This window comes from Arthrobacter sp. SRS-W-1-2016 (genome assembly GCF_002009585.1).
GTDB classification, from domain to species: Bacteria; Actinomycetota; Actinomycetes; order Actinomycetales; family Micrococcaceae; genus Arthrobacter; species Arthrobacter bambusae_A.
Map to the genome: position 1 here is coordinate 13,967 of NZ_MTPV01000061.1, position 22,551 is coordinate 36,517.

The 22,551-nt window shown below is 64.9% G+C and carries 25 protein-coding genes; 12 read left to right on the forward strand and 13 right to left on the reverse strand.

All coding sequences use genetic code 11. The annotated features are described in order from the left end of the window. Position 1: 1 nt before the first annotated feature. The 3 genes from BMF89_RS15220 to BMF89_RS15230 are packed head-to-tail and all read left to right on the forward strand — an operon-like array spanning position 2 to position 3,997. The gene (locus BMF89_RS15220) at positions 2-2,041 is read left to right on the forward strand and encodes a bifunctional rhamnulose-1-phosphate aldolase/short-chain dehydrogenase (RefSeq protein WP_078107952.1); all 2,040 of its coding nucleotides are present in this window, start codon (positions 2-4) and stop codon (positions 2,039-2,041) included. Next, positions 2,038-3,552, forward strand: coding sequence for a rhamnulokinase family protein (locus tag BMF89_RS15225; RefSeq protein ID WP_078107953.1), 1,515 nt, complete (start codon positions 2,038-2,040; stop codon positions 3,550-3,552). Before BMF89_RS15220 ends, BMF89_RS15225 begins: the two co-directional genes overlap by 4 nt. Positions 3,553-3,598: 46 nt before the next feature. Beyond that, entirely contained in the window at positions 3,599-3,997 is a 399-nt protein-coding gene (locus tag BMF89_RS15230) for a hypothetical protein (protein ID WP_078107954.1), read from the forward strand. 9 nt (positions 3,998-4,006) lie between these two features. Here the strand turns inward: BMF89_RS15230 and BMF89_RS15235 are convergent, their stop codons facing one another. Next, positions 4,007-4,234, reverse strand: coding sequence for a hypothetical protein (locus BMF89_RS15235; RefSeq protein WP_253190838.1), 228 nt, complete (start codon positions 4,232-4,234; stop codon positions 4,007-4,009). 123 nt (positions 4,235-4,357) lie between these two features. Here BMF89_RS15235 and BMF89_RS15240 point away from each other — a divergent pair, with 123 nt between their 5' ends. Beyond that, positions 4,358-5,842: an MFS transporter gene (locus tag BMF89_RS15240; protein WP_078107955.1), complete on the forward strand. Its 1,485-nt coding sequence runs from the start codon at positions 4,358-4,360 to the stop codon at positions 5,840-5,842. 14 nt (positions 5,843-5,856) lie between these two features. On the opposite strand, the gene BMF89_RS15245 is transcribed toward BMF89_RS15240, so the two are convergent. Both BMF89_RS15245 and BMF89_RS15250 read right to left on the reverse strand, forming a co-directional pair. Then, positions 5,857-6,327: an Hsp20/alpha crystallin family protein gene (locus BMF89_RS15245; RefSeq protein ID WP_078107956.1), complete on the reverse strand. Its 471-nt coding sequence runs from the start codon at positions 6,325-6,327 to the stop codon at positions 5,857-5,859. 111 nt (positions 6,328-6,438) lie between these two features. Further along, complete coding sequence (locus BMF89_RS15250) at positions 6,439-7,122, reverse strand: hypothetical protein (RefSeq protein WP_078107957.1); 684 nt, start codon at positions 7,120-7,122, stop codon at positions 6,439-6,441. Positions 7,123-7,342: 220 nt separating this feature from the next. On the opposite strand from BMF89_RS15250, the gene BMF89_RS15255 reads away from it, so the two are divergent. The 5 genes from BMF89_RS15255 (at position 7,343) to BMF89_RS15275 (ending at position 9,954) form a co-directional block, all read left to right on the forward strand. Continuing rightward, positions 7,343-7,735 (forward strand): nuclear transport factor 2 family protein, encoded by a 393-nt coding sequence (locus BMF89_RS15255; protein ID WP_078108075.1) that lies wholly within the window; start codon positions 7,343-7,345, stop codon positions 7,733-7,735. Positions 7,736-7,837: 102 nt separating this feature from the next. Continuing rightward, entirely contained in the window at positions 7,838-8,128 is a 291-nt protein-coding gene (locus BMF89_RS15260) for a hypothetical protein (RefSeq protein ID WP_078107958.1), read from the forward strand. Positions 8,129-8,202: 74 nt separating this feature from the next. Next, positions 8,203-8,550: a VOC family protein gene (locus BMF89_RS15265; protein WP_078107959.1), complete on the forward strand. Its 348-nt coding sequence runs from the start codon at positions 8,203-8,205 to the stop codon at positions 8,548-8,550. A gap of 53 nt (positions 8,551-8,603) precedes the next feature. Beyond that, entirely contained in the window at positions 8,604-9,611 is a 1,008-nt protein-coding gene (locus tag BMF89_RS15270; protein WP_078107960.1) for a 2-oxoglutarate and iron-dependent oxygenase domain-containing protein, read from the forward strand. A gap of 31 nt (positions 9,612-9,642) precedes the next feature. Next, positions 9,643-9,954, forward strand: coding sequence for a hypothetical protein (locus BMF89_RS15275; protein ID WP_078107961.1), 312 nt, complete (start codon positions 9,643-9,645; stop codon positions 9,952-9,954). A gap of 2 nt (positions 9,955-9,956) precedes the next feature. On the opposite strand, the gene fdxA is transcribed toward BMF89_RS15275, so the two are convergent. The 8 genes from fdxA to BMF89_RS15315 form a co-directional block, all read right to left on the reverse strand. Continuing rightward, on the reverse strand, positions 9,957-10,274 hold the full coding sequence (fdxA, locus tag BMF89_RS15280; protein ID WP_078107962.1) for a ferredoxin: 318 nt from the start codon (positions 10,272-10,274) through the stop codon (positions 9,957-9,959). Between the two features lie 6 nt (positions 10,275-10,280). Beyond that, entirely contained in the window at positions 10,281-11,756 is a 1,476-nt protein-coding gene (locus BMF89_RS15285; protein WP_078107963.1) for an aldehyde dehydrogenase family protein, read from the reverse strand. Between the two features lie 59 nt (positions 11,757-11,815). After that, the gene (locus BMF89_RS15290) at positions 11,816-12,601 is read right to left on the reverse strand and encodes an SDR family oxidoreductase (protein ID WP_078107964.1); all 786 of its coding nucleotides are present in this window, start codon (positions 12,599-12,601) and stop codon (positions 11,816-11,818) included. Next, positions 12,601-13,533: a dihydrodipicolinate synthase family protein gene (locus tag BMF89_RS15295; RefSeq protein WP_078108076.1), complete on the reverse strand. Its 933-nt coding sequence runs from the start codon at positions 13,531-13,533 to the stop codon at positions 12,601-12,603. The genes BMF89_RS15290 and BMF89_RS15295 overlap by 1 nt, the downstream gene beginning before the upstream one ends. A gap of 57 nt (positions 13,534-13,590) precedes the next feature. Further along, complete coding sequence (locus BMF89_RS15300; RefSeq protein ID WP_078107965.1) at positions 13,591-14,403, reverse strand: enoyl-CoA hydratase-related protein; 813 nt, start codon at positions 14,401-14,403, stop codon at positions 13,591-13,593. Further along, positions 14,400-15,659, reverse strand: a complete 1,260-nt coding sequence (locus BMF89_RS15305) for a CaiB/BaiF CoA-transferase family protein (protein WP_078107966.1) — start codon at positions 15,657-15,659, stop codon at positions 14,400-14,402. The genes BMF89_RS15300 and BMF89_RS15305 overlap by 4 nt, the downstream gene beginning before the upstream one ends. Then, positions 15,656-17,038, reverse strand: a complete 1,383-nt coding sequence (locus BMF89_RS15310; RefSeq protein ID WP_078107967.1) for an FAD-dependent oxidoreductase — start codon at positions 17,036-17,038, stop codon at positions 15,656-15,658. Before BMF89_RS15310 ends, BMF89_RS15305 begins: the two co-directional genes overlap by 4 nt. Positions 17,039-17,266: 228 nt before the next feature. Then, the gene (locus tag BMF89_RS15315; RefSeq protein WP_078107968.1) at positions 17,267-17,875 is read right to left on the reverse strand and encodes a cupin domain-containing protein; all 609 of its coding nucleotides are present in this window, start codon (positions 17,873-17,875) and stop codon (positions 17,267-17,269) included. 549 nt (positions 17,876-18,424) lie between these two features. Between BMF89_RS15315 and BMF89_RS15320 the strand changes: the two genes are divergently transcribed. Both BMF89_RS15320 and BMF89_RS15325 read left to right on the forward strand, forming a co-directional pair. Beyond that, positions 18,425-19,729, forward strand: a complete 1,305-nt coding sequence (locus BMF89_RS15320) for an MFS transporter (RefSeq protein WP_078107969.1) — start codon at positions 18,425-18,427, stop codon at positions 19,727-19,729. Then, complete coding sequence (locus BMF89_RS15325; RefSeq protein ID WP_078107970.1) at positions 19,719-20,186, forward strand: hypothetical protein; 468 nt, start codon at positions 19,719-19,721, stop codon at positions 20,184-20,186. Before BMF89_RS15320 ends, BMF89_RS15325 begins: the two co-directional genes overlap by 11 nt. A gap of 72 nt (positions 20,187-20,258) precedes the next feature. On the opposite strand, the gene BMF89_RS15330 is transcribed toward BMF89_RS15325, so the two are convergent. Continuing rightward, positions 20,259-20,600 (reverse strand): DUF1508 domain-containing protein, encoded by a 342-nt coding sequence (locus BMF89_RS15330; RefSeq protein ID WP_078107971.1) that lies wholly within the window; start codon positions 20,598-20,600, stop codon positions 20,259-20,261. Between the two features lie 224 nt (positions 20,601-20,824). On the opposite strand from BMF89_RS15330, the gene BMF89_RS15335 reads away from it, so the two are divergent. Then, entirely contained in the window at positions 20,825-21,082 is a 258-nt protein-coding gene (locus tag BMF89_RS15335; protein ID WP_078107972.1) for a DUF6458 family protein, read from the forward strand. Positions 21,083-21,215: 133 nt separating this feature from the next. Here the strand turns inward: BMF89_RS15335 and BMF89_RS15340 are convergent, their stop codons facing one another. Beyond that, positions 21,216-22,532, reverse strand: coding sequence for a serine/threonine-protein kinase (locus tag BMF89_RS15340; protein WP_253190839.1), 1,317 nt, complete (start codon positions 22,530-22,532; stop codon positions 21,216-21,218). Positions 22,533-22,551 lie beyond the last annotated feature (19 nt).

A 22,551-nucleotide genomic window follows, 5' to 3' on the forward strand; every position in this document is an offset into this window, starting at 1 on the left:
CATGAGCAACAACAAGACTGTTGAAGAACTGATCACCCGTTCCAACCGCCTCGGTGCGGACAAGCGGAACACGAACTTCGCCGGAGGGAACACCTCCGCGAAGGGAACGGACAAGGACCCCGTCACCGGGGAGGACGTCGAGCTGTTGTGGGTCAAGGGTTCCGGCGGCGATCTGGGCACGCTGAAGGCCGAAAACCTGGCTGTGCTGCGCCTGGACCGGCTGCAGGCACTCAAGTCCGTTTACCCCGGCGTCGAGCGCGAAGACGAAATGGTGGCCGCCTTCGATTACTGCCTTCACGGCAAAGGCGGCGCTGCGCCGTCGATCGACACCGCCATGCACGGACTCGTCGACGCCGCTCACGTGGACCACCTGCACCCGGACTCGGGCATCGCGATCGCGACGGCGGTGGACGGCGAAGCGCTGACGTCCAAGATCTTCGGTAACAAGGTCGTGTGGGTTCCCTGGCGCCGGCCCGGATTCCAGCTGGGACTGGACATCGCGGCGATCAAGGAAGCCAACCCGCAAGCCATCGGCACCATCCTGGGCGGACACGGCATCACCGCATGGGGCGAAACGAGCGGGGAAGCCGAGGCCAACTCCCTCTGGATCATCGAGCAGGCCGAAGGCTACATTGCCCAGAACGGCAAAGCCGAGCCTTTCGGCGCCAAACTCCCCGGCTACGCCGCGCTCCCGGAAGCCGAGCGTCACGCCAAAGCGGCCGCGTTGGCTCCCGCCATCCGCGGCCTCGCCTCGGCCGACAAGCCGCAGGTGGGTCATTTCAGCGACGATCCGCGTGTCCTGGAATTCCTCGAAGGCGCCGGGCATCCCCGCCTTGGAGCGCTGGGCACCTCCTGCCCGGACCACTTCCTGCGCACCAAGGTCAAGCCCCTCGTCCTGGACCTGCCCGCCGACGCCGGCATCGAGGAAAGCATCGCACGCCTCAAGGAACTGCATGCCGCGTACCGCGAGGACTATCAGGCCTACTATGACCGCCATGCCGACGCCGAGTCCCCGGCCTTGCGCGGCGCGGACCCGGCCATCGTCCTGGTCCCCGGCGTCGGGATGTTCTCCTACGGCAAGGACAAGCAGACCGCACGCGTGGCGGGCGAGTTCTACCTGAACGCCATCAACGTCATGCGCGGCGCCGAGGCCATCTCCTCCTACGCCCCGATCGAGGAATCCGAGAAGTTCCGGATCGAGTACTGGGCCCTTGAAGAAGCCAAGCTCGCGCGGATGCCCAAACCGAAGTCCCATGCCACGCGCATCGCTTTGGTGACCGGCGCGGCGTCGGGCATCGGCAAGGCGATCGCCACCCGCCTCGCCGCGGAGGGCGCCTGCGTGGTCATCGCCGACCTCAACCTGGACAACGCGCGGGCAGTCGCGGCCGAGCTTGGCGGCGCGGACGTCGCCATCGGCGTGCAGGCAGACGTCACCGACGAAGCCCAGGTCGCCGCCGCCATCAAGGAAGCCGTCCTGGCCTTCGGCGGGCTTGACCTGGTGGTGAACAACGCCGGCCTGTCGATCTCCAAGCCGCTCCTGGAAACCACGGAGAAGGACTGGGACCTGCAGCACAACGTCATGGCCAAGGGCTCGTTCCTGGTCTCGAAGGCCACGGCGAAGGTCATGATCGATCAGGGCATGGGCGGGGACATCGTCTACATTTCCTCGAAGAACTCGGTTTTCGCCGGTCCGAACAACATCGCCTACTCGGCCACCAAGGCAGACCAGGCCCACCAGGTACGCCTGCTGGCCGCCGAACTGGGCGAGTACGGCATCCGCGTCAACGGCATCAACCCCGACGGTGTGGTCCGCGGCTCCGGGATCTTCGCCGGCGGCTGGGGCGCCAAGCGCGCCGCCGTCTACGGAGTCGAGGAGCAGGAACTGGGCAAGTACTACGCCCAGCGCACCCTGCTCAAGCGCGAAGTCCTGCCCGAGCATGTGGCCAACGCGGCCGCCGTGCTCACCAGCAACGAACTCTCGCACACCACGGGCCTGCACATTCCCGTGGACGCGGGCGTCGCGGCCGCCTTCCTGCGATGAGGGGACAGTCCAGTGCGGGCGGCGTTTTCGCCGCCGTCGATATCGGTGCTTCGTCCGGGCGTGTCATGCTCGGCCGGGTCACCGGCGGGCGGGCCGGACTCGAAAAAGCGGTCTCCCTCGAAACAGTGCACCGTTTCCCCAACGGCGTCGTAGAGCTCGACGGCGGACTCCACTGGGATTTCGACGCCCTGTTCGAGGAGGTGCTCACGGGACTTGCGGCGGCCGCGGAAACGGCCGCCGCAAGCGGGGAGCGGATCGCCAGTATCGGCATCGATACGTGGGCCGTCGACTACGGACTCGTGGATCCCGCCGGTGCCCTCCGGGCCCAGCCGTTCAGCTACCGCGACGAGCGCGGGCGCACCGCCGTCGCGGACGTCCACAAGGTGCTGGACCCGGCACGGCTCTATGCGACCACCGGACTGCAGTTCCTGCAGTTCAATACGCTCTACCAGCTCGCCACCGAACCTGAACTGCTCGGCGTCCAGGCGTTGCTCATTCCGGACTTGATCGCGTTCAGGCTCACGGGGCAACGCCGTACCGAGGCCACGAATGCTTCCACCACCGGGCTTTTTGACGCCGTTGCGGGGGAGTGGGCCACAGAATTCTTCAAGGCACTGGGCCTGCACAAGAACCTGTTCCCGGCCATCATCCAGCCAGGCGAGACGATAGGCACGCTGCTACAGGAAGTGGCAGCCCGGACGGGGTTGCCGCAGGAGACTACCGTGGTTGCGGTGGGATCGCACGATACCGCCTCGGCAGTGGCAGCCGTACCCGCGCAGCAGGAGGACTTCGCCTACATTTCCTCCGGCACCTGGTCCCTCGTGGGCGTGGAATTGGACAACCCCGTCCTGGAGGAAACAAGCCGCTTGGCCAACTTCACCAACGAGCGGGGCGTAGACGGCACCATCCGGTACCTGCGCAACGTCGGCGGCCTGTGGTTGCTCAGCGAATGCCAACGCACCTGGGCCGCCGAGGGTCACCGGCAGGATCTGGCCGCGCTCCTCGAGTCCGCGGCGGCACTGCCCACGGGAGGCCCGCAAATCAATGCCGACGATCCGGCGTTCATCGCCCCGGACAATATGCCTGAGCGCATCAGATCCGCGGTTCGCGCCGGTGGTGCCGTCCTCCCGGACCGTCCGGCCGCCGTCGTGCGCTGCATCCTGGACAGCCTCGCGGCCGCTTACGCGAGGACCCTGGCGCGTGCCGAAGAACTGTCCGGCAAGCAGACGTCGGTGGTCCACATCGTGGGCGGCGGATCGCAGAACAGGCTCCTGTGCCAACTCACCGCTGATGCCACCGGCAAGACGGTTGTGGCCGGTCCCGTGGAAGCCACGGCGCTCGGAAACGTCCTGGTCCAGGCCCGGGCGGCCGGAGTGGTTACGGGAGGCCTGTCCGGACTCCGGGCACTCGGGAGGGCAAGTGTCGGCCTTGAAAGCTACGAACCGGGGCTGGTAGATCAGAGTCCCTATGGCCATCGCCCTGTTGCCCCGCAAAGCCCCTCGATAAACTGAAGGGGCGCCGAAGAGACGCGAGGTACGTTGCGCGAAAGGCAAGATCATGACTGATAGCAGCGGCGTCGAAGAACCCACTGAAGACGACAAAGCCGAAGCTCCCGAGGAACCGGAACTTCGGGGCCGGTACGTCGAGGGCGACTACGGCAAGACGGGAATGGAGCCCGGGCGGCACTCCGAAGACGAAGAAGGCCAATACAGCGAAGGCGACTACGGATCAGCAGGTAGTCAAGGCGGCTTGCCCGAACCGTTGGGTAAGAAGGCCAAGGAATCCGGGCGCTACGCAGAAGCCGACCTCGGCAACGCGGGAGCCGTTCCGGGGCGAACAGCCGAGTCGGAAATCGGACAGTACGCCGAAGGGGACTACGGCACGGACGGGGCAGTGGGACCGCTGCGTGAGGCAGCAAGTCCACCGGCGCCAGCGGATGACGACGGCGACGAATGACCGGGTCGATCACTTCGGCCGGACCGGGCCCCCTTCGGCCTTGGCCAGGATGAAGCTCAGATCCTCGGGAGAGAGGCTGACTTGGCTGTGCCGGTCGGCATCCGGAGTGATGCCGGTTTCCTTATGGATTATTTCCGCGATGGTTCGCGGCAAGACAACGCATCCGGGATTGTCGGTTAGCCAATGCTGCGTTTCGGGGCTGAGCATGTCCCAGTGGTCCCTGATGTTCATGTCCATGGATGGCGCCTAACTGAGTGGGTGCAGGGATAAATGGTGGGTGCAGAGAAGAATGCCGGCCGAGGCCGGTGCCGGAAACGTGATTAGGATACGCCGCGGCATAGGGGAAAGACAGGCCCAGACATGGCAACTCAAAGCGACGGCGTAGGCTTCCGTTCCAAACGGGGCCCGATACTCATAGCCCTGATGCTCTCGAGCGGCCTTGTCGCGATCGATGCAACCATCGTGGCGACCGCTGTGCCTTCGATCGTTCATGAAATCGGCGGGTTCGCCTCGTTCCCGTGGCTCTTCTCCGCGTACCTGCTCGCACAGGCCGTCTCGGTCCCGGTCTACGCGAAACTCTCCGACATGGCGGGCCGGAAGCCAATCATTCTCACTGGCATCGGACTCTTCCTGCTTGGATCCATCCTTTGCGGGCTAGCGTGGAGCATGCCCGCGCTCATCGCCTTCCGCGTGGTGCAGGGCCTGGGTGCAGGGGCGGTCCTGCCCGTGGCCATTACCATCGCCGGCGATATCTACACCCTGGCCGAGCGCGCGAAGGTGCAAGGCTACCTCGCCAGCGTGTGGGCAACCTCGTCGGTTGTCGGCCCAACCCTGGGCGGGGTGTTCTCTTCGCTTGGAGCGTGGCGCGGGATCTTCCTGGTCAACATTCCGCTGTGCCTCGTGGCTGCCTGGATGTTGGTCCAAAGATTCCACGAGAACATCGAACGGGTAAAACACCGCGTCGACTATCTTGGAGCCGCCCTTCTCACGTTCACGTTGACCTTGACCATCCTCGGCGCCCTCGAAGGTGGCCAGGCCTGGGCCTGGGACTCTCCAATCAGCATCGCAGTGTTCGCCATTGGTGCCGTCTTGCTTGTTGCGTTCATCCTGGTGGAGCGACGAGCAGCTGAACCCGTCCTTCCGCCGTGGGTCGTTTCGAGGCGCCTCCTCGCCACGACCGCACTGATTTCCTTCGGTGCCGGAGCGGTCGTGCTTGGCCTCACGTCGTACGTTCCCACGTTCCTTCAGGGCGCGCTTTCAGTCTCGCCCATCACGGCGGGGCTCTCCTTGGCAGCCCTGACAATCGGCTGGCCGATCAGCGCCTCGCAGTCGGGCCGCTTCTACCTGCGGATCGGCTTCAGGACCACATCGTTGATCGGGATCTCGGTCACCGTCATCGGTTCGGCGGCCCTCGCGATCACCGCCTACACACCGAACCTCGTCTTCGTTGCGGGCAGCTGCTTTGTGGCGGGGCTCGGTCTCGGCCTCCTTGCAACCCCGAGCCTGATCGCAGCGCAGTCCAGTGTCGAATGGCACGAGCGCGGTGTGGTGACGGGCACCAACCTCTTCGCGCGGTCCATCGGCAGTTCGCTTGGTGTGGCAGTTTTCGGAGCAGTCGCCAACGCAATCTACGCCGACCGCCCGGATGGCGGAAAGAGTTCGCAGGCGATTGTGTTCGCCTCGGCAGCGGTTTTTCTCGCCGTGCTTGTCAGCGCCGCACTGACCGTCGTCGCCGTCCTCGCAATGCCCCCCACGCCCGTGGAGGCGACTGTTCCACAGGGCAAGGAGCCGGCCCCGCGGCTCCAGAAAGTACGCCGACCAAACGGGCCGGACGACGGTCCTTAGGCTTGCGCCCCCGGCTAGTAACCCGTCGCTTCCGAAGGCGGGTTGGCTTCGCGGCCACCCTTACGGACAACGCGGACTTTCGTGGTCTGCGGCTCTGACTGTTCGGGGAGTTGGATGCGTACTTCGAGGACGCCATCCTCGTACGTTGCGATGATGCCGTCCTGGCTCACGCCGCGGGGCAGCTGGATGCTGCGGGACCGTTCGCCGTAGCGGACTTCGGTGCGGTAACCCTTTTTGTCCACGTGTTCGGCATCCTCTTCGCGTCGCGCCTGGATATGCAGGGTGTCGTCGGCAACGCTGATGTCGACGTCGCTCTCGGGGTCGACTCCCGGCAGGTCCACCCTGACGACGAGCGTGTCCCCCTCTTGGTATTGCTCGATGCGGAGCGAAGAGTCGGATTCGCCTTGAAGGAAGCGTCGGAGCGGCTCCGGGACGTCGAGTCCACCGAGTCCGCCGCGACCGCCGCGTCCGAATAGGTTGTCCATGGTGACCTCCTGGTAGGTACCGGCTGCGGGTCAAGACAGAAGTGCCGGGATGAAAAGAAAGCTACGCCAAGCAACGTCCCGTGGGTAGCCCCCTCGGGACGATTGCGCGTGTCAGCTTTGGTGGAAGTCGGGAGCCTTGGGTGCGTCGAGGATCCCGGCGATCTTCTCCTCCAACGCTGCGATGGTCGCTTCGGGCAGGACAATCAGGCCATCCAGTTCGCGCCGGGCGCGCTTGTAGGCTGTCTGGCGCTCTGCCGGCGTCGCTGCACTGTCCGAAGCGATCCTGAGCAGCTTCCTGGCGGTCGCCAGCCGCTGGCGCTCGGGCTCAGTGAAATTGCTGTCCTTGATGCGTTTGGCTTCCCGCTCCGCCACGTCGAATGCCAGTTCGTAGCTGCGGACGGCCGTTCGATATTCGGCTAGCCGGGCCGCCGTCGTGATTTCTTCCGGCGTCGCCGGGCGCAGGCCGTCAGCCTCCCGTTTGGCCCGAAGAAACGCCACGGTGAGCGGCTCGCGGACATCCGACATGACTGGAAAGTCTATGAGTTTGCCGACGTCAAGTTCGTAGTCAAGCCACCGCCGGTTCACTGCGTCGTGTGCCTGTTGCAGCCGCACCACCTCGGCCTGGCTGGCGTGCTCCGCTTCTGCCGCGCGGTTCTTGAGCTGATAGAGCTCCACCCGACGGCGGTGCCGCCTTTCGCTGGCCCTGGACCACGACCGCGCCCAACCGCCGGCCATTCCGCTCAGGGGGAAGACCAGCCACCAGTAGTGGCTGACAAATTCGAGGAAGGGATTCACCGCTTCATCGTCCCACCGGCCTCCATGTGTCTCAAGGGTCTCGTGACTACATGCAGGCCTAGCCGATGCGGCCCTTTGTGGTCCAGCTTGCCACGCTATTGCCGACAGGGCCCCTTGGAGCGGTCCGCGAACTCACGGCTTCCCATCGACAGGCACCCTGCCCAGGAATAGCCTTAAGCCGTCCCATTGACCGACAAGGATGACGGAGAGGTATCCGAACATGGGAGCTACAGAAAACGCTGAATTGGTCCGGCGGGGATACGAGGCCTTTAACGCAGGTGATCTGGCGACACTCAGCGAGTTGTTCGCGGAAGACGCAGTCTGGCACGTAGCAGGAAGCGGCGTGCTGTCCGGGACGAAGCAAGGACGCGACGCGATCCTGGCGTATTTCGGCGAGTTGGGAGCGCGTTCCCAAGGTACGTTCCAGGCGACGGTCCAGGACATCGTCGGCGGAGAAAACCACACCATCGGGCTCCAGCAAAGCCACGCCGAAAGCGACGGAAAGACCCTGGACATTGCAACCGCCATCTCCTTCGTTCTCCGCGACGGAAAGGTTATAGAGGGCCGGGAGTTCTTCGAGGACACAGCCAAGGCAGACGAATTCTGGACCTAAATCCCGGAGGCGAATCCCGCACCTGAAAACTCATTGACATCCCGGTTTGCGGGGTCTATTGATTGGCATGTCCACACCCGTCAACACCAGCAGGGAGCAGATATGGAGCTGTATGGAGTCGTGCACTTCTTCCCGGGAGGTACGAAGGACCAATATGAGGCGTCAATAGCCGCCGTTCACCCAGGAGAAGGGCTCTTGCCCGAGGGCCAGACTTTCCACGCCGCAGGCCCATCGGCCGGCGGTTGGACGATCATGGCCGTCCACGAGTCGAAAGAAAGTTGGGAGAAGTTCCGCGACGGCATTCTCGTGCCCCGCATGCAGGCAGGCATCGAGGGTGGATTCGAATCACCCCCGGAAGAGACCGTCGTCGATCTCTACAAGGTGATGCCCTAACTATTCGAAAAGGCCGCCCCCAGGTCTCGCGGGCGGCCTTCGGTTATCAGCGGGGGAAGTGGAAAGGAACAGTTTTGGCCGCCGTAGTGAACTACTTCGAAGTCGGTTCCCCCGATCCCGACGGCTCGCGGGCCTTCTACGGTTCGCTCTTCGACTGGACTTTCGGTGAGTCCTCGCCTGCCAGCTACCAGATGGTGAATGGCGAAAAGGGCGGGCTTTGGGACACCTCCTCGCTCGAGGGAACGTCGTGGGCGATCTTCTACGTCCAAGTCGACGACGTTAAAGCCGCGATCGCCAGGGCCGAGTCTCTCGGTGGAAGCGTAGCTATCCCGTTCGTCGACAACGGCGCCATCGAGTTCGCGCACCTCCTGGACCCGCACGGCAACCGTTTCGGTGTGTGGCGTCCGAAACAGCCGCGTTGAAGCGACGGGACAGTGCGGACACTTGCGACGCTCAATGAAAAGGACGAAGTGCGTTGACACTCGATACATTGCCCGTGATCGATCTCTCCCGACTGAATGCAGGCCCGGAGGAGGCAGGCCGGTTCCGTGACGAACTGCGTGAGGCGATGCACGAAGTTGGCTTCCTCTATTTGGCGGGCCACGGTATTCCGCAGGAGTTGACCGACGCCATTCTCGATGTGTCGCGCCGCTTTTTCGAGCTCCCGGAAGAGGAAAAGCTCGCCATCGAAAATGTGCACAGCCCCCAGTTCCGCGGCTACACCCGCGTTGGCGGCGAGCTCACCGACGGCGGAATCGACTGGCGCGAGCAGATCGACATCGGCGTCGACCGGGACGCTGTTGAACCGGGCCCGGGTGTCGCCGAATATTGGCGCCTGGAGGGGCCCAACCTGTGGCCGGATGCGTTGCCGGAAATGCGGGAGATTGTCTCGGAGTGGATGGAACGGCTGAGCACCATCTCGCTGGCGCTGCTGCGGGCCTTGGCAGTTTCGCTCGGGGCACCTGAGGACACCTTTGATGCGGCATTCGCCGCACGGGCTTTCCCGGTCCTCAAAATTGTGCGTTATCCGGGGGAATCGAACCCGGAACCCAAACAGGGCGTGGGGTCCCACCGCGACGGGGGAGTACTCACGCTCCTCCTGGTTGAGCCAGGGAAAGGCGGTCTCCAGGTCGAGTACCAAGGGAAGTGGATCGACGCGCCCCAAGTGCCGGGGACTTTCGTGGTCAATATCGGTGAAATGCTCGAACTGGCCACCAACGGCTACCTCAAAGCGACCCTGCACCGCGTCATTTCACCGCTTCGTGGCACGGACCGGATTTCCCTTCCCTTCTTCTACAACCCTGCACTTGACGCGACCATGCCGAAGCTTGCCGTGAGCCCGGAGTTCCAGGCAAAAGCACGTGGCTTGTCGGTTGACCCGACGAACAGTCCGATTCTGGAAACCTACGGTGACAACGCTCTCCGGTACAGGCTTCGGGCCCACCCGAACGTCGTCGCAGAGCACCACGCCGACCTGCTGTGAGGTTGACTGCACGGTGCCGGATAATGGGGCCATGGATTTCGAATTGCTCACCATCCAGGACTGTCCGCACGGTTCGGCCGCCTTGGAACTGTTCTCCAGGGCCGTGGAATTGGAAGGGCAGGACCCGGTCCTGATTGCTGCGCGGGAGATCGTGAGCGACGAAGAGGCCGAAGCCTCCGGATTCCACGGATCCCCGACGTTCCTGGTGGACGGGAAGGATCTCTTCCCGTCCACCGCGGAACCAGCCATGACGTGTCGGGTCTACCGCACAGCCGGGGGCCTCTCGGGCCTGCCCAGCCTGGAATCGCTTCGACAAGCGATCCAGGCCAGGCTGGCTGCTTAGGATCAGCCCGGGACGTGCGCCGCTGAAACCACAGGGTGGTCCCGGCCCAGGTTTCCCAGCACCGATGCTCCTTGCGGGGATCCGAGTTCCTCGAAGAACTCGACGTTGGCCCGGACATAGTCCGCCCACTCATCCGGAACGTCGTCCGAATAGTAGATCGCCTCGACCGGGCAGACCGGATCGCAGGCGCCGCAGTCCACGCATTCGGACGGGTGGATGTAGAGCGAGCGTTCGCCTTCGTAGATGCAGTCCACGGGGCATTCGTCGATGCAGGCTTTGTCCTTGACGTCGACGCATGGCTGCGCGATCACGTAAGTCATGACGCGCTACACACCGGTGTAAACGGTCTTGCCCCACGTGAAGAAGTCCAGTGCGGACTTGCCCTGCTCGCGGAAGGTGTTGGTGGAGGAGTCCTTCACGCCACCGAACGGGACATTCAGGTCCAGGCCGGCCGTGGGCCGGTTGACCTTGATCACGCCGGCCTGCGCCCGCGCGGCGAAGTCCGTGGACAGGGCCAGGGAGTCGGTGCATATGCCTGCAGTGAGTCCATAGCGGGAGTCGTTGATCGCGGCCAGCCCGGCCTCGTAGTCCGGGACCTCCAGGACTGCGACGACCGGACCGAAGATTTCCTCCGTCACAGCGGCGTCGTCAAACGGAATATCGGTGAGGACAGCGGCCGGGAAGAGCAGCGCGCCGGAAGGGTCGCCGTCGTACTCTCCGTGGAGGAGGGTGGCGCCGCGTTCGACGGCGGTGCGGACGGCGGCCTGGTCCTGCTCGAACTGCTGGCTGCTCACCACCGCGCCCATCTTGGCGCCGTCGAGCCCGTCACCGGCGGTGTAGTTGGCGGCCTCGGCAACAAGGGCATCGAGGAACGCGTCGCGGACACCCGGGGTGACATAGACGCGGGAGGTTGCCGTGCACGCCTGGCCCGTGAGTCCGAACGCGCCGGCTGCGACGACCGCGGCGGCCTTTTGCGGATCGGCGTCGTCGAGCACCAGCACGCCGTTCTTGCCGCCCATTTCAAGCTGGACGCGGGCCCGGCGGCCATTCAGGATTTCCTGGAGTCCAAGCCCCACCTTGGTGGATCCGGTGAAGGACAACCCGGCGATACGGGGATCGCGTGCCAAAGCGTCTCCGACCACGCGGCCCTTGCCGTGGACCACGTTGAAGACTCCGGCGGGCACTCCGGCATCGTTCAGGGCGCGGGCGAGGTGCGTCGCTGAGAGCGGGGTAAGTTCGGCGGGCTTGATGACCACGGCGTTGCCGCTGATGAGTGCGGGGGCTGCCTTCCATGCCGGGATGGCGATGGGGAAGTTCCACGGGGTGATGAGCCCGACGACGCCGAGCGGCTCGCGCCGTGTGGTGATGGTGGTGTCCGGGAGGCCACTGGGAAGTACTTCGCCGGTGGCGGCCCAGCCGAGGGAACCGAAGAAGCGCAGCACGTCCGAGGCGCGCTTGACCTCTCCCTTGGCTTCGGCGAGGGTCTTGCCTTCCTCACGGACGAGGTCCTCGGCGATCGCGCTTTGGCGTTCTGCCAACAGGTTGCCGGCCGTCATGAGGATGGCGCCACGGGCGGGAGCGGGAAGGGCTGCCCACGCCGGTTGCGCGGCGGCAGCGGCTGTGATCGCCGCGTCGACGTCGTCGGCGGTGCCTCGCGGGGAGAGGGCAGCGAGTTCGTCCGGGCGGGCCGGGTTGGTTCGCTGGATGTCGGGCTCTCCGGTCCATTCGCCGTTGATCAGGTGCTGCGCTGCGGCAACATCCTTGTGGGTGGACGTTGCAGATTCGGTGGCGGTGGAAGTCATGGTAATCCTTTGGCTTGTGCGGTTGGGATGGGCGACTGCTGGTCGGGAGGAGACCGGGCCTAGAGGCTGCGGATCAGGCCGCCGTCGCAGCGAAGCGCGACGCCGGTGATGTAGGAAGCCGGGGCACTGCAGAGGAAGGCGCCGGCCGCGCCGAACTCCTCCGGTTCGCCGTAACGCCGGGCAGGGATGGTCTTGCGCGATTCGAGTTGGATTTCCTCCGGTGTGGTGCCGCGGCGTTTGGCCGCCGCCCGGTCCAGTTCGGCGACGCGCTCGGTGGCGATGCGGCCAGGCAAGAGCATGTTGACCGTGACGGCGTCGAGGGCCACTTCCGCCGCAAGGGTCTTGAGGTAGCCCGCCAAGGCAGCGCGGCCCGTGTTGGAGACGGCGAGGTTGGGCAGGGGCGCCACGACTCCGCTGGATCCAATGGCCAGGATCCGTCCCCAGCGCCGCTCCCGCATTCCCGGCAGGATGTGAGAGACAAGGGCGTGGTGCGGTTTCACCAGCAACTCGAAGGCCGCAGCGATGTCGTCGGAGCCAAGGCTCGCGGCAGCGCCGGGCTTGGGGCCGGGGCCGTTGAGGACGAGGATCTCGATGGGACCGAGCAGCTCCACGGCGCGTTCGACGGCGGCCGTCACCCCGTCCAGGGTGCTCAGGTCCGCCTCGACGGCCACGGCGCTGTGGCCGTCGGCCTGCAGCTCCGCCGCGATTTTCTCGGCCAGTTCGCCACGTCGGCCCGTGATGGCCACCCGGACGCCCTCGGCGGCGAGGCCGCGCGCGACGGCCAGTCCCAGCCCTCCTGTGGAGGCGGCGACGAATGCGGTCTTTCCGCTGATTCCGAAATCCATTAGATCCCTCCTGCCGTGTGGGCTGCGGGGGTGAGCGAGAGATTCAATGCCTGGGCGGCTTCAGCCAGATGCGTCAGCATTCCGTTCCTGAGGACCTCCGGGAAGGGAGCCGCGGGCGGGCGGACACCGGAGTCCTTGATGAAGCCCCGCTCGCGGAAGCACTCCTTCCGGACCGCCAAGGCGATCCGGGCCTGCTGCTCGAAGTTGATGAGCGGCAGGTAGGGGAGCAGCGCGTCCCGGGCGGCGTCGTAGCCGCCCGACTGCCAAGCGCGGACGCAGGCAACGAGGGCTTCAGGGTAGGAGAATCCGGTCATGGCGCCAGCTGCGCCGGCCACCAGCTCGTCCAACAGCCCTTGACCGCCCAGCCCGCCGAACACGGAGACGTCGACGGCGGACGCCAGTTGGGCGATGGCCACGCTGGTGGGTGGGGCCTCGGCTTTTACCGCGACGATGAACTTGCAGGCCTGGACCACGTAAATAAGGTCTTCCGTGCTGATGCTGACACCGCTGGCCACGGGGTAGTCCTGCAGGACAACTTTGGCCCCGGTGGATTGGTGGATGGCGTTCAGGTGCGCGATGACCACCTCCGGCCGGGCCGAATTGGCCTGCACCATGACGGCTGCGAGCCGGTCTCCCGCGACGGCCTGGGCAGCACGGATTTCTTCGACGGCGGTGCCCGTGAAGAGCGAGGTCACACCCACCACGAGCGGCGACCGGGTCTCTTCGACCACCACTTCCAGCGCCAGGCTGCGCTCCGCTGCGGTCAGGGCCGCGGCTTCGCCGAAGACACCCAGGACAGTCAGGCCCGTGGCGCCGATGGTTTCATAGTGCTCCACCAGCCGGGCCAGGCTGTCCGTGTCCAGATCGAGGGTGCTGCCGTGGAATGGCGTGGCGACGACGCCCCACACTCCGGGTGTCAGTGATTCCCGCATTGGATTGTCCTTCCGTTCCTGCTGAAGTTCGGTGTCTTGCATCTGTTCGTCCTGCATTCAGCGGCCCGGCCACACCGGCGGACGCTTTTCCTGGAAAGCCCGCACGCCTTCGGCGGAGTCTTCGCTGTCCAGTGCGGCCATGAGGGCCGGCAGCCGGAGGCCGCGGGCTTCCGTGGCGCTCAAGTGGCTGGTCCGGCTGACCATTTGCTTGACGGCCCGGACGGAACTGGGGGCGCAGGCGAGGACCTGGTCCACCCAGCGCTGCACCGCGGCGTCGAGCTCCTCCGCGGGAACCACTTCGTTGACAAGGCCCATCGACTGCATCTCGGCAGCCTCGGCCTTGCGGCCCGTGAGGAGCATGCCCATCGCTTGCGTGTAGGGGACGCGGCGCACCAGCTGGTGGATGCCGCCGTCGAGCGCCAAGCGCCCGACGCGCGGTTCGGTGAGGCCGAAGCGGGCCGTGTCAGCGGCGACCACGATGTCGGCACCGAGCACGATCTCCATGCCACCGCCCAGCGCGTAGCCGTTCACCCGGGCGATCACCGGAATGTCCAGGCTGGTGCGCAGGCTCAGTCCGCCGAAACCGTTGGGATCAAGTTCCGCCCAGTACTGCAAGCCGGTCTTGTCCACGGCCGAGGCGGACATGTCCGCCCCGACGCAGAACGCCCGCGTCCCGGCGCCGGTGATGACGACGGCGCGCAGGTCGGGATCGGCTTCGATCCGGGTCCAGATCTCGTTGAGCCGGGCCTGTGCAGTCCCGTCGACGGCGTTGAGCACGTGCTGGCGGTCGATGACCACCGTGGCGACGTGGTTCTCGATGGTCAGCGTGACCTGGTCAACGATCTTCTTCTCTTCCATCGACACACTCACCGGAGGACTCCCAACTTCTGCAGGCGTTCGATGGTTTCAGCGTCGAAGCCGTTCTCCAGGAGGACTTCCACATTGTGCTCTCCGAGCCGCGGCGCCACGCGCCGGACGGAAGGCGGCGTGGCAGACAGGCGAATCGGGGCGTTGAGCATCCTCACGGTGCCCACGCCCGGGTGTTCGGCCTCGACGATCATGCCGTTGGCCTCGGTCTGGGCATCGGCCAGGGCTTGCTCCAGGGTGTGCACGGGCGCGTTGAGCAGGCCTTGGCTTTCGAGCTGGTTGGTCCAGTACTCCGTGGTGTTCGTGGCGATCCGCTCCCGGAAGATCGCCTGCAGGGCCGGCTTGTGCTTGAACTGCTGCTCCAGGTTGGCGAACTCCGGCCGCTCGGTAAGGTCTTCGTCCAGGCCCAGCGCTTCGGAAATCCGGGCCAGCGGATCGGGGGTGAAACCGCCCACCATGCAGACGGCGCCGTCGGTGGTTTCAAAGACGCCGCTCAGCGGCATGGCGCCCCAGTTGACTTCGTAGCCGCGGTTGAGCTGCATGCAAGCCTCCTGCATCTGCAGGTGGAGCATGGAGTCGTACATTGTCACCTCGACCTTTTGCCCGACGCCGGAGGCCTCCCGGGTGCGCAGTGCCAGCAGGATGCCCTGCATGAGGTGCATGCCCGTGATGTAGTCGCACAGCGTGGTGGGGTAGATGGCCGGCTTCACGTCGTCCGACTCGCGCCGCCACATCACGCCTGAGTACGCCTGTGCGATCGCATCCTGGCCGCCCTTGTGGGAGTACGGTCCAACCGGGCCGAAACCCGTGCCGGAGGCCCAGATGATTCCCGGATTCTCTGCCTTGAGTTCCTCGTAGCCGAAGCCCATCCGTTCCATCACGCCGGAACGGAAGTTGCTGACCACGACGTCGGCGTCGGCCATGACCCGGCGGAGGACGGCCTTGCCCTCGTCGGTGCGGGTGTCCACGGAAACGCTGCGCTTGTTCCGGTTGATGGACAGGAAGATGGGGTTGTCCTGGCCGTCCTTGTCCGGGAACGAGTTGCGCGAGATGTCGCCGGCGCCCGGACGTTCCACCTTGATGATGTCCGCGCCGTAGTCGCCCAGGAGCTGGGTGCACGACGGTCCCATGAATACCTGGGTGAAGTCGACAATCTTGATGCCGTCGAGCGGGAGAGGGATGCCGTTGGAATTGGCAGCAGCGGCGACGGCCGCCGTCGTGGTTTCCTCGAACCCCTCGAGAAGGGTGTCGGTGCTCATGCCCCCACCACCGCTTCGCTGTCGACGGTGGCGTTCGACGACGGGACGTCGCCCGGGTCTGCACCATGCCGGCGCATGCCCTGCTGGACATCCAGCGCGGAGACGTCGCGGACAAGGGTGCCGTTCTGGACCGCCAGAGCGGCGGCGACGCCGACTGCTTGGCCCATGGCCATGCAGGGCGGGATCTCGCGGGACATCTTCTGCGCTTCCGGGGTGGCCGAGTAGTGGCGGCCGGCCACGAGGAGCTGGTCCACTTCCTTGGGAAGCAGGGAGCGGTAGGGGTAGTAGTAGTCGCGGCCGCGGGCCACGGTGTCCGCGAAGTGGCGGCGCGAGGTGACATCGTCCTTCGTCATGACGTATTCGCCCTCCAGCAGGCGGGTTTGCCGGACGCCCATCTGGGAGGCGACGTCGAGCATGAAGCAGTTCTCGAAGCCCGGCAGGTGGGCGCGGACGTACTCCACGGCCTCGCTGATCCGGTCGCGTGCGGCAAACTCGGCGGCGGTCATGTCCGCCGGGTCCACGCCGTCGTACCCGGTCATGTGGGGAGCGTTGCACCAGACGACTCCGTCGATCGGTGTCTTGAGCCACCACAGTTCCCAAGCGCCGCCAAGGAGCCGCTTGATGGTGCGGTTGATGGCGCGGGCTTCCTTCGGGTTGGCCTGCTCGAAGGCTTCGGCGGCGGCGGTGTCTACGTTGCCGAGGCGGAAGACGAGGGTGGTGAGGTAGCTGTCCTTGATGTGGCTGGCGCCGGCACGGGAGGCGACGTCGATGTCTCCGGTCGTGTCGATCACGATGTCCGCCATGAAGGCCTGCGGGCCGGACTTGGTCTCGCAAATGACGCCCTTCATGACGCCGTTGTCCACGATCGGGCGGGAGAACCACGAGTGCAGGCGGAGGTTGACTCCGGCTTCGCGGACGAGGTCGTTGGAGACCCGCTTCCAGCCGTCGGGGTCGAAAGCTGCGGCGTAGCAGATCGGCTTAGGGTTGGTGTGGGAATGGAAGTCGAAGGTGCCGTAGCGGCCCCACTTGTTCCAGAGCTCTTCGGAGGTCTTGCGGTCATCGGCAGGCGGAACGACGGCCAGGCCGAGCTTCTGCAGACGCTCCACGTACTCCGAAACGATGCCCGTGACCGTGATTTCCTGGCCGTTGATCATGTCGTCGAGCACCAGGACCATGCCTCCGGAGGCAAGTCCGCCGAGCGAGGAGTAGCGCTCGAGGAGGGTGACGGATGCCCCGGACCGTGCTGCAGTGACGGCGGCGGCCACGCCGGCGGGCCCACCGCCGACCACGAGGACATCGGAGCGGGAGTTGACGGGCGCGGTGAGATCCGCCGTCGTTGTACTGAGTTCCAGTGACGATGTGGTGGCAAAGGAGTTCATGGTGGAGGATCCTTACTTCCCGGCGGGCATGCCGTTGGCACGGTTGCCGGGGTATAGACGAGGTGCTCAGGAGGAGCCCGCAGCGATGCAATGCGGCGGGCCAGGCCTGGCGAAGGGCATGCCGAGTAGAGGTCCCGGGGGACCTGGACACGGAAATGGAGATGTTTGCGAACGGACGTCCAAGGGTCCGTGCGTGTATGGGAGCGGGCGGCGGCTAGCGCCGGCTGATCACCACACGTGAGGGGCGTTGACCCAGATTGCTACGCATACCTCTTCGTAGCTGTTTTTGTACCAGTGAGGCGTATCCGAGGAGAAAGTGATCGAATCGCCCGCCTCAAGCGTGTAGCACTCACCGTCGAGGAAGATGTCTTTCCTTCCCGAGAGGATGATGCCGAATTCCTCGCCGCTGTGGCGGAAAGGAGTGGCGCTGGTGTCGTGGCCTGGCGGACTCACGATCCATTGGGCCTCCAGCGCACCGTTGAGGTCCGGGGTCAGGAGCTCATAGACTGCCTCTCCCACGGACTTCTTGGTGACGCCTTTGAGGTTTCGCCGCTCCGCCTTGCGGACAACCGGCGACCTGGTTTCTTCCTGGCCGAGGAAAAACTTCCCCACCGGAATGTCCAGGCCGTGAGCCAGCTGTGCCAGGGTGGTGAATGACGGATTGGCCAGCCCGCGTTCGATCTGGCTGACGATCGCCGGGCTGAGACCGGTGATTTCCGAGAGTTTGGACAGGGTCATCCCCTTGTCCTTGCGCATCGTGCGGACCTTGTTGCCGACAGTTGCCAGAAGCGCGCTCGTGCCGGCGGGTGAGGATGCCGTGATGATCTCGTTGGTCATGGTCCAGCTTTCTCTCGGTGAGCTGACTCACACAACTATAGTGAAAAATTTTAGCGAATCAATGGTTTGCTGAAACTTTTCTCTCTCTCGCCCCGCTCACCAGCCCCCTCGCGTGCGGGACTCTCCAGTGTTGGCGGCATAGCGCGGGCTATTTATCTAAAAGCATTGACCTGGTGAATATCTTCAATATAGTTAAGTGAGTCGCATCACGTTGGGAAGTTTGCAACACGATCACAGACGCGGGCATTCAGCCTTCTGGCGGAAGGCCCAACCCAGCCCCACGTCCACCCTCGTGTTTCCCTGCCTGATCCTGCGACACCCAAGCAAGCCATCCACGCTCCCTTTCCGGACTGGATGTCCCCGTTTGCTTCAAAGCGCTACGAAGAGGCACGCGTAGCTATCTGGGCTAACTCGCTTCCCATGAGGTGAGTCGGTTCGGCCCTGCTGAACCAAGCCAAAATGATAGTTTCGATCACCGTCCATACCCCCTGGATGTCAACGGTGATCCGTACCCTCACGCACCCGAAGGTGCGGAGGAAGGAAAGAATCATGACTGACACTGTCGTCAAGAATGGCCCGGAGAGCGCCCGGAAGTCCCGGCTCTCTCCGGAAATCCGCCGTGGGCTGCTGGGCCTCGGTCTCGGGAACACCCTTGAGTGGTACGACTGGATGGTCTTCGGACTCCTGTCGGCCTTCATCGGGCCAAAGTTCTTCCCCTCGCAGGACCCCACCGCCGCGACGCTCAACGCCTTGGCGGTCTTCGCCGTCGGCTTCGCGTTCCGTCCGCTGGGCGGCGTCCTGCTCGGTACTTTCGCCGACAGAATCGGGCGTCGAAAAGTGATGCTCTGGTCCATCATGATGATGGCCATCACCACGCTCGTCATCGCCCTCTGCCCGACGTACCAGCAGATCGGCGGCGCTGCCGGCATGATCCTCCTGGTCTGCCGCATCGTCCAGGGCATCTCCACCGGTGTTGAAGCTCCTCTTTCCACCGCACACGCCGTGGAACTGGTTCCGGTGGGTCGCGAAGGGTTCGTCGCAGGCATCATCTCCTTCTTCGTCAACTCGGGCATCTTGCTCGCTTCACTGGTCAGCTACCTGTGCAGCCTGATGCTCAGCGGCGCTGTCATGGCCGACTGGGGATGGCGTGTTCCCTTCATCGTGGGCGCAATCTTCGGATTCATCGTGGTCTACCTTCGCCGGACCCTTCCGGAAACCATGCGGCCGGAGGAGCTTGCGGAAAACTCCTCGAAAGCCGTGTGGGGCGGAGTGCGCAAGCATTGGCTGAGCGTACTGGCCATCACGTTCGTCGTTGGAGCGGCGCAGGCCTACAACTACGCCTGGAATACGGGACTACCCACCGCGGCCCGCAGCAGCTTCAAGGAAGACGCGACCGCCGTCTTCGCCCTTACCACCATCCTCGGAGCGGTGCTGGTTGTCGGTAGCCTGGTTGTCGGCAAGCTTGCCGACGGCAAGTCGATTTCCAAGTGGTTCCTCATCACCCGCGCCTTGTCCATTCCTTCGGTCTTCCTGATGCTGATGTACGTCCGTCCGGGCATCGGTGGATTCGCCGCGGTCCTCCTGGGCGGCTCGGTTGTCCTGGTCCTGAACATGACCCTGTACAACGTCGTCACCAGTTCCCTGATGCCCAAATCCTGCCGTGGCGCCGGAACTTCCCTCGGTTACGGAATTGGCGTGGCAATCTTCGGTGGCACGGCCTCGTACCTCCTGGTCTGGCTCCAGTCCATGAATGCAGCGTGGATCTTCCCGGTTTACGTCGCAGTACTCTCCGTGCTGAGCATCGTGTTCTACGTCCTGGCGCGTCGGAAGAGCGGCATCTTCATTGGGAGCTAGCAATCTGATCTCGTTTGAACTCAGCCAGCCGGACGTGGAGCTCTACACCGCGGCCCGTGAACTGCTTCTCACGGCTCATCACAGCGAGAACCATCGCGTCGCCGCCGCCATGCGGGGTGCGTCAGGGGCGATCTACCTCGGCCTTCACCTTGGCTCCAAACGAATCAATGTGTGTGCCGAATCCAGCGCCCTCGCCAACGCCAGGATGGCGCAGGAAACCTCCATCGAGTCATCCGTTGCGGTCAGCATGGACGAACACGGCGAGCCCCAGGTCACCAATCCTTGTGGGGTGTGCCGGGAACTGCTTCGGAACTACGGGCCCGAGGCAACTGTCCTAGTCGATGCCGGGGGAGAGGTGGGGACCGTCAGCCTCGAGGAACTCCTGCCGTATCCCTGGATGCGCGCCACCGAAACCGAGTGGACCACCCGGCCGCCAAGCGCCGGGAAGCCTTACTAAATGCGATGGAAAAGGCCGGGACATGAGTCCCGGCCTTTTCTGCCGTCCTGAGCTATTGGCCGGCTTCTATTGTTACTCGACCGGGTTCAGCCATCGCACGGACGCTAGCGCTTTGTGGCTGCGCCTGCGAACGATAAAGGTCCGGCCGAGCCAATGCCGGCCCCGTGGCGGCCCCGCTTCGGACAAAGCCGGCGGGGAGGTTTCCGGTGCTGCTACGGATGCCGCCGGCTGGGCCGGGCACAGGTCTGTGATCAGTCCCATTCCGGCACATGCCCGCACCTCGCGGATTCCCGCCACCGCAGCTCGCTTGGTCTCAAAATCCTTCGAGACGGCCATGACGGTCCCGTCCGCTGCCTTCAACCGGAACCGGTACCGTTCCCGGGCATCGACAAACAGTTCAAATTTTCCTGCCATTTGCTGACCTCCCCCAATAGAGACACGTGGTCCTTATTGGACCATACCCGGCAGGCACTGAAAATGCAAAGCACCCTTAGTGTTTTGGGGTGAGATGCCGTGGAGATGCCGGATCCTCGGCACGTGGTTGCCGGATGAAGTGCCGACGTGTAGCTTTGGCGATGCAAAGTAACCTTAGTAATACCCGCCACCGCCGGGTCCGCGGTTCAGCAGGAGGTATAGCAGTGGGTATCGGATCATCCATCTTCCTTATCGCGATAGGCGCCATTCTGGCCTTCGCCATCCCCGGAGATGTCGTGTCATTCATCGACCTCCATATGGTCGGCTACATCCTCATGGTCGTCGGCGTTATCGGCTTGATCGTTTCCCTCTTCGTGTTCGGCCCGCGCCGGACCCGCCGAATCAGCGAAAGCCGCGCCACCGTCGACCCCGTCACGGGGGACCGCATCGTGACCCGGGACACCCGCGACGGCGGTATCTAGCAACAGCAGGAAACGAAAGGGAGGGTCGGCACGCCGACCCTCCCTTTTTCGATGCATCCGCACGGCAATAGGACGCGCCGTCGCCGACGGCTCGATCCGGCAAGCCGGCTGGCTTCAGCCCGGGCGCCGGCTCCTAACCGCCATTGCCCTTGCCCTTGTGGCGTCCCGGCGCCGGGGCCACGGGAACCGGCGCAAGCGGCATCGATGTCTCAACGCTCGGCGAGGGCGTTGGCGTCGGCGTCGGCGTCGGGTTTGAGGCACTGGGCGTGGGCGTTGGTGTTGTCGAGACGGAGGGGGCAGGGGCCGCGGGAGCGGGCGGCTGGATGGCGCTGACGCCAATGACCACCAGTGCAGCGGTAAGCAGGACGGCCCCGGCAGCCCATGCCGCGCCACGCGGGCGCCTCAGCGCTTTTCCCCGCCATGGGCGGCTGCTACGTACGGTCGGCCCGACGACGGTGCTGCCGCCCGCGCTTTCGCTTGCCGTTGCCACCGGCTGAACGCGCGTCTGCGTAGTTGCCTTCGCTGTGCGGGGCGGACGGTCGGGCATACGGGGAAGGGCCTGAGTGGCTCCGTTGCCGCGAACGGGCATCGCCGCAGGGACGCCGGTACCGAAGCCGATCCGCAGGGCTTGCTCAACGTCTCGCGCGGCAGGTCGCGCGGAGGGTTCAGTCGATGTCATGGCGGTCAGGAGGTCAACCCACTGCGTTCCGAAGGTATCGGGCACGCGTGGCGGGCGGTGGAGCCTCGCAACGGCCGACTCCACGCTGGTTCCCGGGTATTCGAGCTTTCCGGTCAGGCATTCGAGGAGGACAAGTCCCAGGGAATAGATGTCGCTGGCCGGTCCGAGGGCAGAGCCGGTGGCCTGTTCCGGGCTCAGGTAGGCAGCGGTTCCCACCATGGTGCCTGTTGCGGTCAAGCGCGTGCCCTCGATGATGCGGGCGATTCCGAAGTCGGTGAGCTTGGGCCGGATCGGGGATCCTACGGGGGCATCAGGCAGGAGGACATTCGCAGGTTTGATGTCGCGGTGGATGATCCCGCGCCCATGGACGTATTCCAGGGCCGACGCCAGATCCGCCCCGATGTGGGCTATGTCCTGGGTCGTCAGCGGCCGGTCCCGGAGCCTGGCATACAGGTCCGGACCGTGAATCAGTTCCATCGTGAGGAATGTCCTGGCATGCTCCGGATCCCGATGGTCGGTACCGGCGTCGAAAAGAGTGACGAGTGACGGATGGTTGAAGGTCGCCAGGAGCCGCATCTCGTTCTCATGCCGGGCAAGCTCGTCCGGCCCGCCCAGCAGGGGAGCGAAGAGTTTCAGGGCCACCTCGCGGCCCAGCCTCTCATCCCGCGCCCGGTACACCGAGGCCGTCGCGCCTCGGCCGATCAGGGTTCCCAGCCTGTACCGAGCTGCTACCAGCGCATCGCTGTCTCCAGTGATTGGGCCATCCGGCACGCTCACACCTCGCTTTTCT

What these genes read in the sequence shown, in the direction of transcription:
- BMF89_RS15220 (WP_078107952.1), top strand. Translation starts at nt 2, where the DNA reads ATGAGCAACAACAAGACTGTTGAAGAACTGATCACCCGTTCCAACCGC.
- BMF89_RS15225 (WP_078107953.1), top strand. Translation starts at nt 2,038, where the DNA reads ATGAGGGGACAGTCCAGTGCGGGCGGCGTTTTCGCCGCCGTCGATATC.
- BMF89_RS15230 (WP_078107954.1), top strand. Translation starts at nt 3,599, where the DNA reads ATGACTGATAGCAGCGGCGTCGAAGAACCCACTGAAGACGACAAAGCC.
- BMF89_RS15235 (WP_253190838.1), bottom strand. Translation starts at nt 4,234, where the DNA reads ATGGACATGAACATCAGGGACCACTGGGACATGCTCAGCCCCGAAACG.
- BMF89_RS15240 (WP_078107955.1), top strand. Translation starts at nt 4,358, where the DNA reads ATGGCAACTCAAAGCGACGGCGTAGGCTTCCGTTCCAAACGGGGCCCG.
- BMF89_RS15245 (WP_078107956.1), bottom strand. Translation starts at nt 6,327, where the DNA reads ATGGACAACCTATTCGGACGCGGCGGTCGCGGCGGACTCGGTGGACTC.
- BMF89_RS15255 (WP_078108075.1), top strand. Translation starts at nt 7,343, where the DNA reads ATGGGAGCTACAGAAAACGCTGAATTGGTCCGGCGGGGATACGAGGCC.
- BMF89_RS15260 (WP_078107958.1), top strand. Translation starts at nt 7,838, where the DNA reads ATGGAGCTGTATGGAGTCGTGCACTTCTTCCCGGGAGGTACGAAGGAC.
- BMF89_RS15275 (WP_078107961.1), top strand. Translation starts at nt 9,643, where the DNA reads ATGGATTTCGAATTGCTCACCATCCAGGACTGTCCGCACGGTTCGGCC.
- fdxA (WP_078107962.1), bottom strand. Translation starts at nt 10,274, where the DNA reads ATGACTTACGTGATCGCGCAGCCATGCGTCGACGTCAAGGACAAAGCC.
- BMF89_RS15285 (WP_078107963.1), bottom strand. Translation starts at nt 11,756, where the DNA reads ATGACTTCCACCGCCACCGAATCTGCAACGTCCACCCACAAGGATGTT.
- BMF89_RS15290 (WP_078107964.1), bottom strand. Translation starts at nt 12,601, where the DNA reads ATGGATTTCGGAATCAGCGGAAAGACCGCATTCGTCGCCGCCTCCACA.
- BMF89_RS15295 (WP_078108076.1), bottom strand. Translation starts at nt 13,533, where the DNA reads ATGCGGGAATCACTGACACCCGGAGTGTGGGGCGTCGTCGCCACGCCA.
- BMF89_RS15305 (WP_078107966.1), bottom strand. Translation starts at nt 15,659, where the DNA reads ATGAGCACCGACACCCTTCTCGAGGGGTTCGAGGAAACCACGACGGCG.
- BMF89_RS15310 (WP_078107967.1), bottom strand. Translation starts at nt 17,038, where the DNA reads ATGAACTCCTTTGCCACCACATCGTCACTGGAACTCAGTACAACGACG.
- BMF89_RS15315 (WP_078107968.1), bottom strand. Translation starts at nt 17,875, where the DNA reads ATGACCAACGAGATCATCACGGCATCCTCACCCGCCGGCACGAGCGCG.
- BMF89_RS15320 (WP_078107969.1), top strand. Translation starts at nt 18,425, where the DNA reads ATGACTGACACTGTCGTCAAGAATGGCCCGGAGAGCGCCCGGAAGTCC.
- BMF89_RS15330 (WP_078107971.1), bottom strand. Translation starts at nt 20,600, where the DNA reads ATGGCAGGAAAATTTGAACTGTTTGTCGATGCCCGGGAACGGTACCGG.